This window comes from Pseudomonas guineae, from assembly GCF_900113745.1.
In the GTDB taxonomy this organism is placed as follows: Bacteria; Pseudomonadota; Gammaproteobacteria; order Pseudomonadales; family Pseudomonadaceae; genus Aquipseudomonas; species Aquipseudomonas guineae.
Window position 1 is genome coordinate 111,252 of sequence record NZ_FOQL01000001.1, and the last position, 17,077, is coordinate 128,328.

General features: G+C 56.7%; 20 protein-coding genes. 2 read left to right on the forward strand and 18 right to left on the reverse strand.

Annotated features, from left to right (window positions below; translation table 11 throughout):
- Window positions 1–4: 4 nt before the first annotated feature.
- Window positions 5–973 (reverse strand): GTP 3',8-cyclase MoaA, encoded by a 969-nt coding sequence (locus BMZ32_RS00605; protein ID WP_090238083.1) that lies wholly within the window; start codon window positions 971–973, stop codon window positions 5–7.
- Between the two features lie 79 nt (window positions 974–1,052).
- Window positions 1,053–1,691 (reverse strand): TetR/AcrR family transcriptional regulator, encoded by a 639-nt coding sequence (locus BMZ32_RS00610; protein ID WP_090238085.1) that lies wholly within the window; start codon window positions 1,689–1,691, stop codon window positions 1,053–1,055.
- Between the two features lie 76 nt (window positions 1,692–1,767).
- On the opposite strand from BMZ32_RS00610, the gene BMZ32_RS00615 reads away from it, so the two are divergent.
- Window positions 1,768–2,901: an aminotransferase class V-fold PLP-dependent enzyme gene (locus BMZ32_RS00615; RefSeq protein ID WP_090238088.1), complete on the forward strand. Its 1,134-nt coding sequence runs from the start codon at window positions 1,768–1,770 to the stop codon at window positions 2,899–2,901.
- Window positions 2,902–3,195: 294 nt separating this feature from the next.
- On the opposite strand, the gene BMZ32_RS00620 is transcribed toward BMZ32_RS00615, so the two are convergent.
- The 13 genes from BMZ32_RS00620 to BMZ32_RS00680 all read right to left on the reverse strand — a co-directional run bounded on the left by BMZ32_RS00620 (window position 3,196) and on the right by BMZ32_RS00680 (window position 13,252).
- Window positions 3,196–3,978: a TatD family hydrolase gene (locus tag BMZ32_RS00620; RefSeq protein ID WP_090238091.1), complete on the reverse strand. Its 783-nt coding sequence runs from the start codon at window positions 3,976–3,978 to the stop codon at window positions 3,196–3,198.
- A 67-nt stretch (window positions 3,979–4,045) separates the two neighbouring features.
- Window positions 4,046–4,402, reverse strand: coding sequence for a PilZ domain-containing protein (locus tag BMZ32_RS00625; protein WP_090238100.1), 357 nt, complete (start codon window positions 4,400–4,402; stop codon window positions 4,046–4,048).
- Between the two features lie 36 nt (window positions 4,403–4,438).
- Complete coding sequence (locus tag BMZ32_RS00630) at window positions 4,439–5,425, reverse strand: DNA polymerase III subunit delta' (RefSeq protein WP_090238103.1); 987 nt, start codon at window positions 5,423–5,425, stop codon at window positions 4,439–4,441.
- Entirely contained in the window at window positions 5,418–6,050 is a 633-nt protein-coding gene (tmk, locus tag BMZ32_RS00635; protein WP_090238106.1) for a dTMP kinase, read from the reverse strand. Before tmk ends, BMZ32_RS00630 begins: the two co-directional genes overlap by 8 nt.
- 9 nt (window positions 6,051–6,059) lie before the next feature.
- Complete coding sequence (mltG, locus tag BMZ32_RS00640; RefSeq protein ID WP_090238109.1) at window positions 6,060–7,112, reverse strand: endolytic transglycosylase MltG; 1,053 nt, start codon at window positions 7,110–7,112, stop codon at window positions 6,060–6,062.
- A gap of 3 nt (window positions 7,113–7,115) precedes the next feature.
- A complete protein-coding gene (pabC, locus tag BMZ32_RS00645; RefSeq protein WP_090238112.1) occupies window positions 7,116–7,931 on the reverse strand; it encodes an aminodeoxychorismate lyase in 816 nt (271 codons plus the stop codon).
- Entirely contained in the window at window positions 7,931–9,175 is a 1,245-nt protein-coding gene (gene fabF / locus BMZ32_RS00650) for a beta-ketoacyl-ACP synthase II (RefSeq protein ID WP_090238115.1), read from the reverse strand. The genes pabC and fabF overlap by 1 nt, the downstream gene beginning before the upstream one ends.
- A 107-nt stretch (window positions 9,176–9,282) precedes the next feature.
- Window positions 9,283–9,516 (reverse strand): acyl carrier protein, encoded by a 234-nt coding sequence (gene acpP, locus BMZ32_RS00655; RefSeq protein ID WP_058066290.1) that lies wholly within the window; start codon window positions 9,514–9,516, stop codon window positions 9,283–9,285.
- Between the two features lie 196 nt (window positions 9,517–9,712).
- Window positions 9,713–10,456 carry a 3-oxoacyl-ACP reductase FabG gene (gene fabG / locus BMZ32_RS00660; protein ID WP_090238118.1) on the reverse strand — a complete coding sequence of 248 codons (744 nt, stop codon included), beginning with the start codon at window positions 10,454–10,456 and terminating at the stop codon, window positions 9,713–9,715.
- Between the two features lie 15 nt (window positions 10,457–10,471).
- Complete coding sequence (gene fabD / locus BMZ32_RS00665) at window positions 10,472–11,410, reverse strand: ACP S-malonyltransferase (protein ID WP_090238121.1); 939 nt, start codon at window positions 11,408–11,410, stop codon at window positions 10,472–10,474.
- Between the two features lie 104 nt (window positions 11,411–11,514).
- The gene (plsX, locus tag BMZ32_RS00670; protein ID WP_208598667.1) at window positions 11,515–12,525 is read right to left on the reverse strand and encodes a phosphate acyltransferase PlsX; all 1,011 of its coding nucleotides are present in this window, start codon (window positions 12,523–12,525) and stop codon (window positions 11,515–11,517) included.
- Window positions 12,526–12,528: 3 nt separating this feature from the next.
- Complete coding sequence (gene rpmF / locus BMZ32_RS00675) at window positions 12,529–12,711, reverse strand: 50S ribosomal protein L32 (RefSeq protein WP_090238127.1); 183 nt, start codon at window positions 12,709–12,711, stop codon at window positions 12,529–12,531.
- A 13-nt stretch (window positions 12,712–12,724) separates the two neighbouring features.
- Window positions 12,725–13,252 carry a YceD family protein gene (locus BMZ32_RS00680; RefSeq protein WP_090238130.1) on the reverse strand — a complete coding sequence of 176 codons (528 nt, stop codon included), beginning with the start codon at window positions 13,250–13,252 and terminating at the stop codon, window positions 12,725–12,727.
- 119 nt (window positions 13,253–13,371) lie between these two features.
- On the opposite strand from BMZ32_RS00680, the gene BMZ32_RS00685 reads away from it, so the two are divergent.
- Window positions 13,372–13,950 carry a Maf family protein gene (locus BMZ32_RS00685; protein WP_279626720.1) on the forward strand — a complete coding sequence of 193 codons (579 nt, stop codon included), beginning with the start codon at window positions 13,372–13,374 and terminating at the stop codon, window positions 13,948–13,950.
- 49 nt (window positions 13,951–13,999) lie between these two features.
- Here the strand turns inward: BMZ32_RS00685 and BMZ32_RS00690 are convergent, their stop codons facing one another.
- The 3 genes from BMZ32_RS00690 to rluC are packed head-to-tail and all read right to left on the reverse strand — an operon-like array spanning window position 14,000 to window position 16,608.
- Window positions 14,000–14,977, reverse strand: coding sequence for a S49 family peptidase (locus tag BMZ32_RS00690; protein ID WP_090238132.1), 978 nt, complete (start codon window positions 14,975–14,977; stop codon window positions 14,000–14,002).
- Window positions 14,967–15,662 (reverse strand): HAD-IA family hydrolase, encoded by a 696-nt coding sequence (locus tag BMZ32_RS00695; RefSeq protein ID WP_090238135.1) that lies wholly within the window; start codon window positions 15,660–15,662, stop codon window positions 14,967–14,969. The genes BMZ32_RS00690 and BMZ32_RS00695 overlap by 11 nt, the downstream gene beginning before the upstream one ends.
- Window positions 15,655–16,608, reverse strand: a complete 954-nt coding sequence (gene rluC / locus BMZ32_RS00700) for a 23S rRNA pseudouridine(955/2504/2580) synthase RluC (protein ID WP_090238138.1) — start codon at window positions 16,606–16,608, stop codon at window positions 15,655–15,657. The genes BMZ32_RS00695 and rluC overlap by 8 nt, the downstream gene beginning before the upstream one ends.
- Window positions 16,609–17,077: the final 469 nt, after the last annotated feature.

Genomic DNA, 17,077 nt, shown 5'->3' on the forward strand with positions numbered 1-17,077 from the left:
AGTCTCAGCCGCCAATAATCTTCATCACAGTGGCACCGCCGGAAAACGCCACATCTTGTTTGTCACCCAAGGCTTTGACTAACAGGCCCTGTAAGGCAGGCAACGCCTGATGCCGAGGCTTATCGAGCAGATCGCCGACATAGTGGCGATTACTCGACGACAGACACCCATGCAGCCATCCCGTCGAAGACAAGCGCAGCCGCGAGCAGGTGCGGCAGAACGGCACGCTCTCATTGGCGATCACGCCAAAAAAACCCAACCCTGGAATCTCATAGCGCAGCGCCGTGGCATCCACAGGGGCAGCCGCCTGAGTAAAGGCATAGCGCTCGGCTATCATCGCCAGCAACTCGGGCATCCCAACAAACTGACGCTGAAAGCCGTTGCCGTCGCGCGCCAGATGGCCCATGCGCATCAACTCGATAAAACGCAGCTCAAAGCCATTGGCCAGGCAGTACTCAAGCATTGGCACGACTTGGTCGAGGTTCTGGTCGCGTAACGGCACCATATTGACCTTGATATGCAGCCCCGCAGCCCTAGCCTGCTGCAAACCTTCGAGCACAGTGGCCAAATCACCGCCACGAGCAATACTGCGGAATGCCTCAGCATTCAGAGTATCTAAGGAAATATTCAAGCGGCGGATGCCGCACTCAAGCAGCAACGGCAGCTTACGCGTCAGCAACTGAGCATTACTGGTCAGGCTGATATCAGCTAAGCCTAATTGGCTGACACCGCGCAGAAAGGCTTCCAACTTGGGGCTAACCAGCGGCTCTCCACCGGTAATGCGTACGCGCTCAATACCTGCGGCTTCGATCAGATAAGCCACGCCACGCAGCATGGCATCTGCCGAGAGTTCATCTTGCGCGGCCACCAAGCGCTTGCCGTTAGGCACGCAGTAGGTGCAGGCATAGTTACAGGCGGCGGTAAGACTGACACGCAAGTTACGAAAGCGCCGGCCCTGACGGTCAACGATCATGTACGACTCCAATAAAGGTAGGCACCGAGTATAGAGTCGCTGCCAGCGCAGCTGAGCGCTTATCTACGCGCTGAATGCCTCAGCTATTCGGCGTATCGCCTTCACGCTTGCGCTTGTTGCCCATGCGTACGCCGATATCCATGAGGAACTGGAAGAAGCCTTCCTGATCTTCCAGCACATTGCTCCAGAACGGCGAGTGATAAAGCGCCACAGCACCGTGAACCAACGCCCAAGCAGCACAGTAGTGGAAATACGGCGGCACATCTTCCAGCTTGCCCTCGGAGATACGGCCCTTGATCAGCAGTGTCAGGCGCTCGAAATTGGAGGCACGGATCTTGTGCAACTGCTCGACCATCTCCGGAACCTGATTGCCCTTGACCACTTTTTCTTCCAGGCGATCGAACAGGCGATAGCGCTGCGGGTCACGCATCCGGAACTCAAAGTAGGCACGCGACAAGGCTTCCTTATCGCGGTCGACGTCAGCCGAATGCAGCAATTCATTCAAGTCCCGCTCGTAATCGAGCATCAGGCGCAGGTAGATCTCGGCCTTGGACTTGAAGTGCTTATAGATGGTGCCTTTACCGATACCAACCGTGTCGGCAATCATCTCCACAGTCACGCTGTCTTCACCCTGCTCAAGGAAAAGCTTCAGTGCTGTGTCGAGAATTTCCTGTTCGCGGCGGCGAAACTCACGGACCTTGCGGGGTTCTTTATGCATAAAAGGACTAGAGGGTCAAAAAAACGAAGGCGCGTATTATGCCTAACTAACGGCAAATTGCACGGATCATCCGACCATGTACGCAGTTCATGACGAGTTCCCACAACTTCTCGGCCTTCGCTATTTGAACCACGCCGCCGTCTCCCCGTGGCCACAGCGGGCCGTCGATGCGGTCAACCGTTTCGCCATCGAGAACGCCAGAACCGGCGCCCGCGACTACTCGACGTGGCTGCAGGTTGAGCAACGTCTACGTGAGCGTTTACAGCGCCTGCTTAACGCGCCGACCTGCGCGGATATCGCCCTGGTAAAAAACACCTCAGAGGCGCTGTCATTTGTCGCCTTCGGCTTGGATTGGCGAGCCGGCGACCAGGTAATCATCAGCGACGAGGAGTTCCCCTCCAACCGGATTGTCTGGGAGGCGCTAGCCCCCAAAGGCGTCGAGGTGGTGCAAGTCAACCTCCATAGCGGCGATGCAGAAGCGGCCTTACTCGCGGCCTGCAGGCCACGCACGCGACTGATGGCGATTAGTGCCGTGCAGTACGCCAGCGGCCTGCGCCTGGATCTGCCACACCTAGGCCACGGCTGCCAAGCGCGTGGCGTGCTGTTGTGTGTCGATGCCATCCAGCAACTCGGCGCCCTGCCCTTCGACGTACAAGCCAGCCAGTGCGCCTTTGCCATGGCCGATGGCCATAAGTGGCTGCTCGGCCCAGAGGGCCTCGGGGTGTTCTATTGCCGTAGCGACCTGCGCGCACAGCTGAAACTGCATGAATACGGCTGGCATATGCTCGAACATGCCGGCGACTACCAGCGCCGCGACTGGGAGCCGGCGCACAGCGCTCGACGCTTTGAATGCGGCAGCCCAAACATGCTCGGCACCATGGCACTTGAAGCCAGTCTGTCGCTACTGGAAGACGTGGGCATGCCGCAGGTCGAGCAAGCCTTGCAGGAACGCATGCAATGGTTGATCGATGGCCTGCAAAAGTGCTCAGGCATTAGGCTTCACAGCCCCTTGGCGCGCTTGCAGCGCGCCGGCATTCTGAACTTCAGTCTTGATGGTTGGGCGCAGCCGGCCTTATTCGAGCGCTTGAAACAGCAGCAGGTGATCTGCGCACAACGCGGTGCTGGTGTCCGCTTGTCACCACACTTCTACACTAAACCGTACGTAATCGAGGAAACGCTGCAACTGCTGCAGCAGCTGGCCATTGGTTGAGCGCTCAACAGCACGGCCTGTATTCCAAATACGTTTAAGAATGACGGCAAACGGCCTGGACGATCAGCGATCTTCATCAATACTCATGTGTACTGGTGTGTGACGTACCCCCCAAGCGTCCCGCCAGGCAAGGTACCGTGGACCGCGTGCCTTGATTTACTCCTAATGGTCTTAACCCGGCTCCCCCCCAGAGTCCGGGTTTTTTTTGCCTGTCATATAGATGGGTCCGCTTTAAGCTTGGCGTTACGGGAGGGAAGATTGCGCAAAGCAGTTTCGCTTCAGACACTGGCGCTCTCAGCGCACACGCGCCAGAGGGAACAGGCGCTTGAAGTTTGCCGTGGTCTGCTCGGCCAGCTGTTCGCAGCTGACGCCGCGTAGCACCGCCAAGTATTCAGCGACATCACGCACATACTCGGGCAGGTTCGGTTTGCCACGGTGCGGGATCGGCGCCAGATAAGGCGCATCGGTTTCCACCAACAACCGATCGGCAGGCACTTGCCGTGCGACTTCACGCAACGCCTCAGCATTGCGGAAGGTGACGATACCCGACAGCGAGATGTAGAAGCCGAGATCCAAGGCCGTCTTGGCCATCTCCCAGTCTTCGGTAAAGCAATGCAGCACACCGGCTTGCGGCAGCGCGGCTTCACGCAGCAACGTTAGAGTATCCGCTCGCGCCTCACGGGTATGCACAATCACTGGTTTACCAGTAATACGCGCCGCATCTAGATGCAGGCGGAATGACGCCTGCTGCTGCGCAGCGGACTCCGGCTCATAGTGATAATCCAGCCCGGTCTCGCCAATGGCCACGACCAGCGGGTGGTTCAACTCACCAAGCAGCCAGTCCAGCGCCGGAGCCGCACCGGGCTCAAGATCCAATGGGTGCACACCGACCGAGCAATCAACATCGCTGTAACGCTCAGCCAGGCCCTTGACCGCTGCAGCATTGTCAGCACTGACGCCGATACAGAGAAAATGACCCACGCCGCGCGCACGTGCAGCATCCAGCGCCGCATCCAGTGAACCGTTATGGGCGGCTAAATCGAGGCGATCAAGGTGGCAGTGGGAATCAACTAGCATGGGGAACAATCACTTGAGAATCGGTGCCGCTAAATACGGCACGGGGGTGGTACGGAGGAGAGAACACTTACATGGTGTGCGTCGGACGATCCGAAGTCAGCGCGCCGGCCAGGTAGGTTTCAATCTTGTTGCGCGCGGTGTTGTCGCCGTCATTGAACTGCACGCCGACACCTGCGGCACGGTTGCCCTGGGCACCTTTAGGGGTGATCCAAACCACCTTGCCGGCGACCGGAATTTTTTCTGGCTCATCCATCAGATTGAGCAACATGAACACTTCATCGCCGAGCTTGTAGCTCTTATTCGTCGGAATAAACAGGCCGCCGTTCTTGATAAAGGGCATATAAGCAGCATAAAGCACGGATTTGTCTTTGATTGTTAACGACAAAATTCCGTTACGCGGGCCCAAGTTAGGAGGCAGACTCATGCGGCATTCCTGATTTTATTCACTTAATGGCCGATTCTAGCCCGGTCCGGGCAGGCTTGCCCACTGCACCAGTAAGGCTTCGAGAAGCAAGACACGGTTAAGGTTAGCCTTGCCGATAACTTTTTGACGCTGCGCCAGCACCCAATCCTGCATGTTCAGTACTTTCGGCTGCGCAGCTTTCTCTGCCAGGTACTGCACCACCTTACGCATATCGGCCTGCCCCAGACCGCTTTCATCACGAGTGAGTTGGTAGCGCAGCATCAACTGTGACCACTGACAGAACCAATCGAACAACAACTGCAGGGATACTGCATTCCAGCTTTCGGCCAGCTGGCTGGGTGATATCTGCTGTTTGAGTAGCTTCTTGACGCCATCCACCACCTGAGCACGCTGAGCGATCACGCCCTGCCCATGCATCTTGACCGCCACTAGCGGCGAGCCAGCTGCGAGGAACATCAACTCGTGATGCTCCTCTGCACTGCAATCGGGCAAGGCCTGTTGCAACCACGCCAAACTCATCGCTTCACTCGGCAGTGGACAGGCCTGCTGTACGCAGCGGCTTTTCACCGTAGGCAGAAGACGACTGGGTTGATGGCTGATCAACAGCAGCACGGTGTTGCCGGAGGGTTCTTCGAGGCTTTTTAGCAACGCGTTAGCCGCATTAATGTTCATCGACTCAGCCGGCTCGACCAACACCACCTTGCGTCCCGCCAACTGTGCGGTCTGCACGACAAAGCTGACCAGCTCACGTACCTGATCAACCTTGATCGCTTTGTCCGCCTCTTCCGGCTCCAAAATATAGTTATCCGGATGGGTGCCGGCCGCCAGCAGGTGGCAAGACTTGCACTGACCACAGGCATTCAGCCCTCGGGGTTGCTGGCACAGCAAACGCGCCATCAAGCGCTCAGCCAGTGCGCGCTTACCGATACCCGCCGGACCATGCAACAGATACGCATGGGCATGCTGGCTTCGCCCAGCCAATTGCTGCCAAAGTGCGTCTTGCCAGGGGTAGGCATCAGCCACGCTGCAGCTCCAGCAACTGCGGCAATAGCTTGTCCAGCGCGAGCTGTACGTCACCCAAGGATTGCGCAGCATCGAGAATGCGATAGCGTTGCGGTTGCTCTGCAGCGCGACGCAGGTAGGTATGACGCACAGCATCAAAAAACTGCCGGCCTTCCTGTTCGAAACGATCCAACCTGCCACGTGCTGCTGCGCGGGCCAGGCCCACTTCAATCGGTAAATCAAATATCAGGGTCAAGTCGGGGCGTAACGAACCCTGTACAAACTCTTCCAATAAAGCGATACGCGTTTCAGACAGGCCGCGGCCGCCGCCTTGGTAGGCATAGGTCGCATCAGTAAAGCGATCACAGAGCACCACACAACCACGCGCCAAGGCTGGACGAATGACCTGCGCCAGGTGCTGGGCACGCGCCGCAAATACCAATAGCAACTCGGTATCAGCAGCCATCGGCTCTTCACTGGGCGCCAGCAGCAGCTCGCGCACGCGCTCGGCCAACGGAGTACCACCCGGCTCACGGGTCAGCAGCACATCAATACCCTGCTCACGTAAACGCTCAGCGAGGTAGTCACGATTGGTGCTTTTACCGGCACCCTCTGGGCCTTCAAGGGTGATAAACAAACCGCTCACAGGCTGTCCTTACTGATTATTAGATGTTGCTGGGGCTGGGCTCGAACGATAGTCCGCACGGCGCTTGAGTTGATACGCACGCACGGCTCGGTTGTGTTGCTCAAGGCTATTGGAAAACACATGACTGCCATCGCCCCGCGCAACAAAATACAGACTACTGCCCGCAACAGGATTCAGCGCGGCATGAATCGCCTCACGCCCGACCAGTGCGATCGGCGTCGGCGGCATGCCGTCGATGGTGTAGGTGTTGTAGGCCGTGGGCTGACGAAGATCGTTACGGGTGATGCGGCCATTGTAACGCTCACCCATACCATAGATGACGGTCGGATCAGTCTGCAGGCGCATACCGATACGCAAACGCCGGACAAACACCCCGGCAATTTCGCCGCGCTCTTGCGGGACACCGGTTTCCTTCTCGATCATCGAGGCCATGATCAGCGCGTCGTAAGGTTCTTTATAGGGCAAATCCTTGGCGCGCTGCGCCCACTCTTCAGCTAGCACTTGCTCCAGCCGCACATGCGCCTGTTTAAGCAACTCAAGGTCACTCATGCCGCGCACAAAACTGTAGGTGTCAGGAAAGAAACGGCCTTCTGGATTAAGACCCGGCAGGCCAAGCTTCTTCATCAACTCGGCATCGCTCAGCTCACCCAGGGTTAACTCAAGACGTTTCTCGCGTGCCAGTGCCGCACGCACCTGACGGAAATTCCAGCCCTCAACCAGCGTCAAGCTGTACTGCAACACCTCACCGCGACGCCATAGATCGAGCATATCGCTAGCCGTAGCACCAGGGACTAGGCGGTATTCGCCACTGTGCAAGGGTTGATTGCGCAGGTTAAAGCGCCAGTAGAGGCGCAACCAGAAGGCCTGATCAAGGACGCCATCCGCCTCAAGACGATTGAGAACACCACCAGGAGTCGCGCCATTAGGCACGTCAACGAGGTACTCATCAGTAAGCTTCAAGGGCTGCTGCAACGCGGTGTGCTGCTGCCAGGCAGCAAAAGCAACCAGCAAGCCAGCTAACAACACGCTGCCTTCCAGCAGCAGCAAAAATTTACGTATCACGAATCAGCAGTCCAGTAGATTGCGGGCAATGGCCTGCAGTTTACGGGTGAGCGGGCCGACCGGCCAGTTGTGCGCAAGTAAAGCGCGCGCGGGCCAGACACCATAGACACTGTTGCACAGCATCACCTCGTCTGCGGCTAACAACTCGGCCTGGCTGATATCACGCACCTGACATGCAATACCCAATGCCGCCGCCTGAGCTAACAACTCCCCACGCATCACGCCAGCAACGCCGCAGCGCGCTAGATCGGCAGTAATCAGTACGCCCGCGCGGACCATAAACAGATTGCTGTATACGCCCTCAATCACCCGGCCACTGGTATCGAGCATCACCCCTTCCGCATGATCCGCGTCATGCCACTCGCTACGCGCCAGCACTTGCTCAAGTCGATTGAGATGCTTCAAACCCGCCAGCAAAGGCTGCTCGGCCAGTCGCGTGACGCAGGGGAAAAGACGCACGCCCTGTTCGGCATAGGCAGCTGGGTAAGCGGGCTTAGCGCTCGCCTGCAAAATCAACCGAGGCTTTGCAGGCTGCGTCACTGCATAGCCGCGCAGCCCCTCGCCCCGCGTAAGTATCAGCTTGACCACACCTTCACCCAGCTGCTGGCTAAACGCCAACACCTGGGCGCGAACAACGGGAAGTTCGACAGGAATTTTCAGCTGCACACAGCCTTGAGCCAAACGCGCCAAATGCCGCTCCAGCAAGGTCGGTTGCCCGGCACTGACGGCAATGGTTTCAAACAGCCCATCACCGTAGGCCAAGCCACGGTCCTTGACGGACAGCAACTCGGCCGGCTGACCGTCCACCCAGCTCAGCATTAACCGGCGAACCGACGGAACACCAGCGAACCATTGGTGCCGCCAAAGCCAAAGGAGTTGGACAACACCACATCCAGTGCCATGGCCTTGGCTTGATGCGCGACAAAGTCGAGGTCGCAACCGTCGTCTGGGTTTTCCAGATTGATGGTGGGCGGGGCCACCTGATCACGCAGTGCGAGAATGCTGAAGATCGCCTCCACCGCACCGGCAGCACCAAGCAAGTGACCTGTCATGGACTTTGTCGAACTGACCGCTAGCTTGTAGGCATGCTCACCAAACACCGACTTTACGGCCGCCACTTCAGCCTTATCCCCCGCCGAAGTTGAGGTGCCGTGGGCGTTGATGTATTGCACCTGCTCAGGGTTCACACCCGCATCGCGCAGCGCGTTAGTCATGCAGCGCGCCGCGCCTGCACCGTCTTCCGGTGGCGAGGTCATGTGGTAAGCATCGCCGCTCATGCCAAAACCGATCAATTCAGCGTGAATGGTCGCGCCACGCGCCTTGGCGTGCTCCAACTCTTCCAGAACCAAGGCGCCGGCGCCATCAGACAGCACAAACCCATCGCGCTCCTTATCCCACGGACGACTGGCCTTGGTCGGGTCGTCATTACGGGTAGACAACGCACGCGCGGCACCAAAGCCACCCATACCCAGACCACAGGCTGCCATCTCCGCACCGCCGGCAACCATTACATCGGCTTCGCCATAGACAATATTGCGCGCCGCCATGCCGATGCAGTGGGTACCCGTGGTACAGGCCGTGGCGATGGCGTAGTTCGGCCCCTGCAAGCCCCAATGGATCGACAGGAAGCCGGAAATCATATTGATGATTGAACCGGGCACAAAGAACGGTGAAATGCGCCGCGGCCCCTGTTCGTGTAACGATTTACAATTGTTCTCGATATTAGTCAGGCCACCGATACCGGAACCCATGGCCACACCAATGCGCTCACGGTTGGCATCGGTGACTTCCAGACCGCTGTTACGCATCGCCTGGAAACTGGCACCAAGGCCGTACTGGATAAACAAATCGAGCTTGCGCGCCTCTTTGGCGGACAAATACTCCTCAACATTAAAATTCTTAACCGCCCCACCAAAACGTGTGGAGTAAGCGGAAAGGTCCATATGCTCAAGCAGACCGATGCCACTGCGCCCGGCCAAAATGCCCTGCCAGCTACTCGGCACATCGTTACCCAATGGCGACAGCATGCCCATACCGGTAACCACGACGCGTCTACGCGACACAGCAATCTCCTTTTCTAGTTTTCAACGCTTGGAATGCGCTTAAAGAAAAGCCGCACGCCTGATCAAGGGCGTGCGGCTTTTCCGAGTCGGGAACCGACGATTACGTTTTACGCGTGAGCGGTAACGTAGTCGATCGCTTCCTGAACGGTGGTGATTTTCTCGGCTTGCTCATCCGGGATCTCGGTCTCGAATTCTTCCTCGAGAGCCATCACCAGCTCAACGGTGTCAAGAGAGTCGGCACCCAGGTCTTCAACAAAAGAAGCGCTGTTGGTTACTTCTTCTTCTTTAACGCCCAGCTGCTCGGCAACGATTTTCTTGACGCGTTCTTCGATGGTGCTCATACCTTGTTCTCACTCCTAATGGGACAAATCTTGGCCACTGTATCTGCGGCCAAGTGTATAGAAAGGGTTTTTAGCATTTCAAGCTGAATGCCGGGTGCTCCACGAACACTTCAACGATCTGTCTATAAACCTGTTGCAGCTTTATAACGGATTTTAGACAGCATCTATGACAGTTTTCTGAAGCCATCCGTCACATTCAGCTCATATACATTCCGCCATTCACAGGGATAGTAGCGCCTGTGACGTAAGCTGCGCCATCAGAAGCGAGGAAAGCGACCACTTTTGCGACCTCTTCAGCCTGCCCCAAACGGCCCAACGGAATCTGAGTTAGCAGCGCATCACGCTGCGCATCAGGCAATTCGCGGGTCATATCGGTATCGATAAACCCAGGTGCCACCGCATTCACGGTAATGGCTCGCGAACCCACTTCACGTGCCAACGCTCGACCAAAACCCTCAAGGCCAGCCTTGGAAGCCGCATAGTTAACCTGCCCGGCGTTGCCCATGGCACCCACCACCGAACCGATGTTAATGATGCGCCCGTAACGTGCCTTGGTCATCCCGCGCAGCACTGCCTTGGTCATCCGATACAGGCTGCTCAAGTTAGTGTTGATGACATCGAACCATTCGTCGTCTTTCATTCGCAACATCAGATTATCGCGGGTAATGCCGGCATTATTGACCAGGATCAACGGCTGACCATGGCGTTGCTGGATATGTTCGAGGGTGCTGGCAACCGACTCACTGTCACTGACATCAAGTACCAGGCCAGCGCCTTCGATGCCATTGGCTTTTAGGGTTTCCGCAATACGCTCGGCACCCGACGCGGACGTGGCAGTACCAATCACTACCGCACCCTGACGACCCAGCTCCAGGGCAATCGCCTGACCAATGCCGCGGCTCGCGCCAGTGACCAGTGCAACTTTACCTTGCAGGCTCATAACGTTTCTCCTAAATCAGGCCAGCGCCGCGTTCGCCAAAGCGAAGGCATCTGGGGTGTCCAAGTTGTGGGTATTGATACCTTTGACGCAACGCTTGTTCAAACCAGACAACACCTTGCCCGGACCACACTCAACCAAATCAGTCACACCTTGTGCCGACAGGTAAACAATCGACTCCACCCAACGCACCGGACTGTAGAGCTGGGCCAGCAAATCACGCTTGAGCCCCTCCAGATCAGTTACGGCTGCAGCGCTGACGTTCTGCACCAAAGCAATTTTTGGGGCTTGCCAGTCAATCGCTGCTACCGCATCAGCAAAGCGCTCAGCTGCTGGACGCATCAACGCGCAGTGCGATGGCACGCTTACCGGTAATGGCAATGCGCGTTTGGCGCCACGGGCCTTACACGCCTCAATGGCCCGCTCAACGGCAGCTGCACCGCCTGCGATAACTACTTGACCCGGCGCATTGAAATTCACTGCACTGACCACTTCACCCTGCGCAGCTTCAGCGCAGGCGGCCAACACATCAGCATCATCCAGACCGAGAATGGCTGCCATACCGCCCTGCCCGGCCGGCACTGCTTGTTGCATCAGCTGACCACGGTGCTCGACCAACTTGACTGCAGCGGCCAAGAACAGGCTACCCGAAGCCACCAGCGCCGAATATTCACCCAAACTATGACCGACGACAAAAGCCGGGCGCGCTGCGCTCTCAGCCAGCCACGCACGCCACAACGCCACTGAGGCGGTAAGAATAGCCGGCTGGGTTTTATCGGTTTGATTGAGTTGCTCTTCAGGGCCTTGCTGGGTCAGCGCCCAAAGATCATAACCAAGGGCTTCGGAAGCCTCAGCGAACGTATCAATGATGAGCGGTCGCTGTACGCCATGCTCAGCGAGCATGCTTAAAGACTGGGAACCCTGACCCGGAAAGACGAATGCGAGAGATGCAGACATGGGAACCTGTTCCTAATGATCGTGATCGTCGGTAATACGCACTCAGCCTAGCCAAGCGCAAGAAACTGACAGTTGGATGACAGGCCGCCCGCTGCGGTCACATTCTAAAGCAGGTGCTCAGCAAGCCGGCTCTGTAACCGCCGAGGTAAATCTTCTTCAATCTCCAGCAAAGCTCTGCGAATGGCGCTTTTAAAGCCCTCAGGGCCTGCACCACCATGGCTTTTCACCACAATACCCTGCAGCCCAACCAAGCTCGCACCATTATGCTGCGCCGGAGACAATTCACCGCGTAAACGCCGCAACAGTGGTAGCGCCAAGACGCCAACCATACGCGCCGCCAGGCTGGACCTGAACAACGCTTCAATCCGCCCAGCAATCATCACCGCCAGGCCCTCACTGGACTTGAGCAGGACATTACCGACAAAGCCATCACACACCACCACATCGGCCTCACCCCGATAAAGCCCATCACCTTCAACAAAGCCGATATAATTCAAGCCATTCGCCTGCTGTAGCAAGCCAGCTGCCAACTTAACCTGCTGACTACCTTTAATATCCTCAGTACCGACATTCAACAACGCCACTCGCGGGCGCGCAGTACCTAGCACTTCAGCCGTTACCGAGCCCATCACCGCAAACTGGTAGAGATGCTCGGCACTGCAATCGACATTCGCCCCCAGATCGAGCAAATGACAGAAGCCTGACTGCGTTGGAACGGCCGCAACCATGGCTGGCCGATCAATACCCGGCAAGGTTTTCAGCACATAGCGCGACAAGGCCATTAGCGCCCCGCTGTTGCCGGCACTGACACAAGCCTGCACCGCGCCATCACGCACTAACTCAAGACCGACGCGCATCGATGAATCCGGTTTGCTGCGCAATGCCAAAGCAGGCTGATCATTCATACCGATGATCTCATCGGCATGCTCAACACGCAGGCGCGCACGATCGACACCGGGATGACGGGCAATCAGAGATTCAACAAGTTCGGATTGGCCGACAAGGACCAGGTGTAACGAAGGGTGTTCAACCAGACAAGATATGCAGGCTGGAACAATGCAGTGGGGACCGAAGTCCCCACCCATTGCATCAATCGCGATGATCGGAGCGGACAAGATTTACTCGTCAGCGCCCTTGTCGATCACTTTACGACCACGGTAAACGCCTTCTGGCGATACGTGGTGGCGCAGGTGCATTTCGCCGGTGGTTTTCTCAACCGACAAGGTGCTTGCAGTGAGAGCATCGTGCGAGCGACGCATGTCACGGGCGGAACGGGATTTTTTGTTCTGCTGAACAGCCATAACTAATTAACTCCTAAACGTTTGGGTCACGCTTTAACTGCGCCAATACACTGAACGGGTTGGACCGCGTTACCTCGTCCTCGCTCGACTCAGACTCTTCGAGCCCGGCCGGCTGCTGGCAATCTTTAGGGTCATGAGCCGGGACAATGGGCAAAGCGAGCAGGAGCTCCTCTTCAACCAGCGCCAGCAGATCCAATGGGTCTTCATCTAACTCAATAACGTCATAGCCTTGCGGCACTGACTGGGTATTACCACCCACTTTCACCACAGCGTAATCACACTCGCTGTAAATCGGCAAAGTAACTAGCTCCAGACAACGCTGGCAAACCATCTTGACGTCAACCCCAAGCTCGCTATGGAAAACCACAGCATTACGCTCGTCGCGCTCGAAGGAGAACTTCGCACGCACCATGCCTTGGTTATCGGCAAGCGGGCCGCAGAGACGCTGCAAATCTGCGAGTTGCAGCTCACCTTCGAGGGTGGCGCTGCGATCGGCTAATTTGCGCGGATCAACGTGAGGTGGCATCGGGCTATTTGACATAGGCGGCGCATTTTAGGGATGCAACCCTGCCCTGTCAAAGGAAATTCGGCCTGTCTAGTATTTGAGGCGACGGATAGAATCCATCACCCTCCACACACTCTTATATAAAGGAAATCGCCGTGCTGCCTTTGGTGCTCGCCTCAAGCTCACCTTATCGACGTGAGCTCCTCAACCGCCTGCACTTACCGTTTATCTGGAGTGCACCCAACATCGACGAATCAAGGTACGCCGATGAAGGCGCAGAAGCTCTCGTACGCCGACTTTCGCAGGAAAAAGCACAAGCATTGAGCACCACTCACCCGCAGCATCTGATCATCGGCTCGGACCAGGTAGCAGTGCTTGGCACGCAGATTCTCGGCAAGCCACACTCACTGGAGCGCGCCCGCGAGCAACTCCTGAGCGCCAGCGGCAAGAGCGTGACATTCCTGACCGGACTCACACTGCTCGACAGCGCGACCGGCCAACAACAAACCGACTGCATCCCGTTCACTGTGCATTTTCGCCCACTCGGTGAAGCGCAAATCATGCGCTATCTGACAGCCGAACAACCCTTCGACTGCGCCGGCAGCTTTAAGGCAGAGGGCCTGGGCATCAGCCTGTTTCGCAGCACAGAAGGCAACGACAGCACCAGCCTGATCGGCCTCCCCCTGATTCGCCTGGTCGACATGCTGCACGCATTCAGCGTCGATATCCCATAAAGCAGCGAGCCCGATCAATGACCGGGCTCGCTAGCAGCAGACTCAACCATTAACGCAATGCCGGCCCCTGAAAGCCCATCCACAACGCAATATGCTCAGCCACGCTGGCACCTAGGGTCTTGGCAAACTTATCGAAAGGCGACTCCTGCACAGTGAAGTCGACCATTTCCTTCTCACCAATCACCTCACGCGCCACATAGCTGGTGTTACCGAAGGCATCGATCAAACCCAACTGCAAAGCCTGCTCGCCCGACCAAATCAGACCGGAAAACAGCTCTGGATGCTCGGCATCTTTCAGGCGCTCACCACGCCCTTGCTTAACACTGGCGATGAACTGACGATGCGTCGTTTCCAGCACGCCCTGCCAAAATTTGGTTTCTTCGACTTTTTGCGGCTGGAACGGATCGAGAAAGGCCTTATGCTCACCCGAGGTATATACCCGGCGGTCAACACCCAGTTTCTCCATCACACCAACAAAACCAAAAGTTGCCGCCGTTACACCAATAGAGCCCACCAGGCTGGCTTTATCGGCATAAATTTGATCGGCCGCACTGGCGATGTAATAGGCGCCTGAGGCCCCAAGATCGGTAATCACCGCATACAGCTTAATCGCCGGATACTCGGCACGCAGACGGCGAATCTCGTCATAGATATAACCCGACTGCACAGGGCTACCACCCGGGCTGTTGATACGCAGAACCACACCCTTGGTGTTGGTGTCTTCAAACGCCGCCCGCAGGCTGCTGACGATATTGTCAGCACTGGCCGACTCTTTATCGGCGATCATCCCACGCACTTCAATCACAGCGGTGTGACTACCTGTAGTGGCGCCCGTTTTCATCGCTAGCAACGGCGAGAAGAGCGCCAGCGCGCCAAAGATATAGATGAAAGTCAGCAGCTTGAAGAATATCCCCCAGCGCCGCGACCGCCGCTGCTCCTGCACCCCGGCCAGCAGGGTTTTCTCCAGCAGCTTCCAGCTTTTCTCATCACCATCAGCCGCTGCCGACGCTTTCCATTCATCTGCCATGCACTACCACCTCAACTGACTGATTAGACGCACGCCGACCTAGCCAGGCACGCAACTCGGTAAAACACTCTATCGCCAGCGTTGGCTGACAATCACGCAAGACCTGTAATGGCTGCGCACCATAACCAACCGCCACACAATCCATACCAGCACGCTGAGCCATCAACAGATCGAAGGACGAGTCCCCCACCATTAACGCCTGACTGGCCGCAACACCACTTTGCGCAAGAATCTCATGCAGCATCAGTGGATCAGGCTTGCTTGCCGTTTCATCGGCGCAACGGCTGTAGTCGAAATAATCCAGCCAGCCACGGTCAGCCAGCACACGCTGCAAACCATTACGCCCCTTTCCAGTTGCCACTGCCAAACCATAACCCTCAGCTCGAAATGCCTGCAAACCCTCAGCCACTCCATAAAATAGCGGTGACGGTTCAGACTCAAGCGTTAGGTAGTGCTCGCCGTAGCGCTGACGCAAGTGCTGTGCACGAGCCGGATCATGCATCTCGGGATAAAGACACCGAATCGCCTCAGGCAAGCCCAAGCCAATAATGCCGCGCACCTGCTCATCTGTGCAGCGAGGTAACTCACTAGCATCTGCGGCCAGGTGCATGGCTGCGACAATCCGCCCGATAGAATCGACCAGCGTGCCATCCCAATCAAAGATCAGCAGCTGATAGTCACGCACTGAGACGCTCCAAGGTGCGCGACCACATCTCATCAACTGGCGCCTCCAGCTTGAGCTTGCCACCCTCAGGCAGCGGCACCGTCAACTCATACGCATGCAGGAACAGGCGTTTACCACCCAAACTGCGAATTTCTTTGGAGAAATCGTCATCACCGTACTTGCTGTCACCGGCAATGCAGTGCCCAGCATGCTGCGCGTGCACACGAATCTGGTGAGTACGACCGGTCACCGGCTTAGCCTCAACCAGCGTGGCGAACTCGCCAAAGCGACGCAGCACACGGAAGATAGTCAACGCTTCCTTACCTTCAGAATTAACTTCAACCATGCGCTCACCTGAGCGCAGATTGCTCTTGAGCAGCGGCGCGTTAACCTGCTTCTTCGCCGCGGCCCAATTACCACGCACCAACGCCATATAGCGCTTGTCCACGCCATCACCACGCAGAGCCTCGTGCAGATGGCGCAACATGCTGCGCTTCTTGGCAATCATTAATAGACCCGACGTGTCGCGATCCAAGCGATGCACTAACTCAATATCCTTGGCATCCGGGCGCAACTGCCGAAAGGCTTCGATCACCCCGTAATTCAGACCACTGCCACCATGCACGGCAATACCCGCCGGCTTGTTGAGCACAATAAGCGCCTTATCTTCATAGACAATCGCCGCTTCAAGCCGCTGCAAAAGCCCTTGCGCAAGCGGCTCAGGCTCATCACGCTCAGCCAAACGCAGCGGCGGCACACGAATGATATCGCCGGCTTGCAGTTTATACTCAGGCTTGATGCGACCTTTATTTACGCGCACTTCGCCTTTACGCAAAATTCGGTAAATCAAAGTCTTGGGCACACCTTTCAACTGGGTGCGGAGAAAGTTGTCAATGCGTTGGCCGGCAATTTCCGGCGCAACCTCGAGCAGCTGGACGCCGGAGGTTGGAGGGGAAGGATTTGTCATCGCGCAATCATAACAATTTTTATGGAATTGAAGCACTTAATCATTGCTGCTATAGTCGGGAACGCCGCCAAAAGCGGCCTGGTTTGTGGATGCTCGTCAAAACTGCCATCTCCAGCCAACGCAACTCATTTGGGACGCAAGGCCGTCCAACGGTTTATTCGATTGAAAGAAAGCCACTTAGGCTTTGAATAACTCGGAAATAAAGCCTTTAAGCCATGATACGCAGCCTGCCCCTTTGGACGGTTGCGATAATAGTTAACCCGCTGCGGATTTTCGCGAGCGGCACCCGAATTTCAGCGATACGTGTAGGGTGGAGACGTACAACTGTTGGTCCGCGTAGCAGCTCGCTTTACCAAGACGCTTCATCTCGTCCGCTACCAACAGCTGATTCCTCCTCCTGACTTAGTGCTTTCTGTTATTTACAGCGAGCAGGAGACGTCTGTCGCGGCCCAGCACAACAGGCTGATAG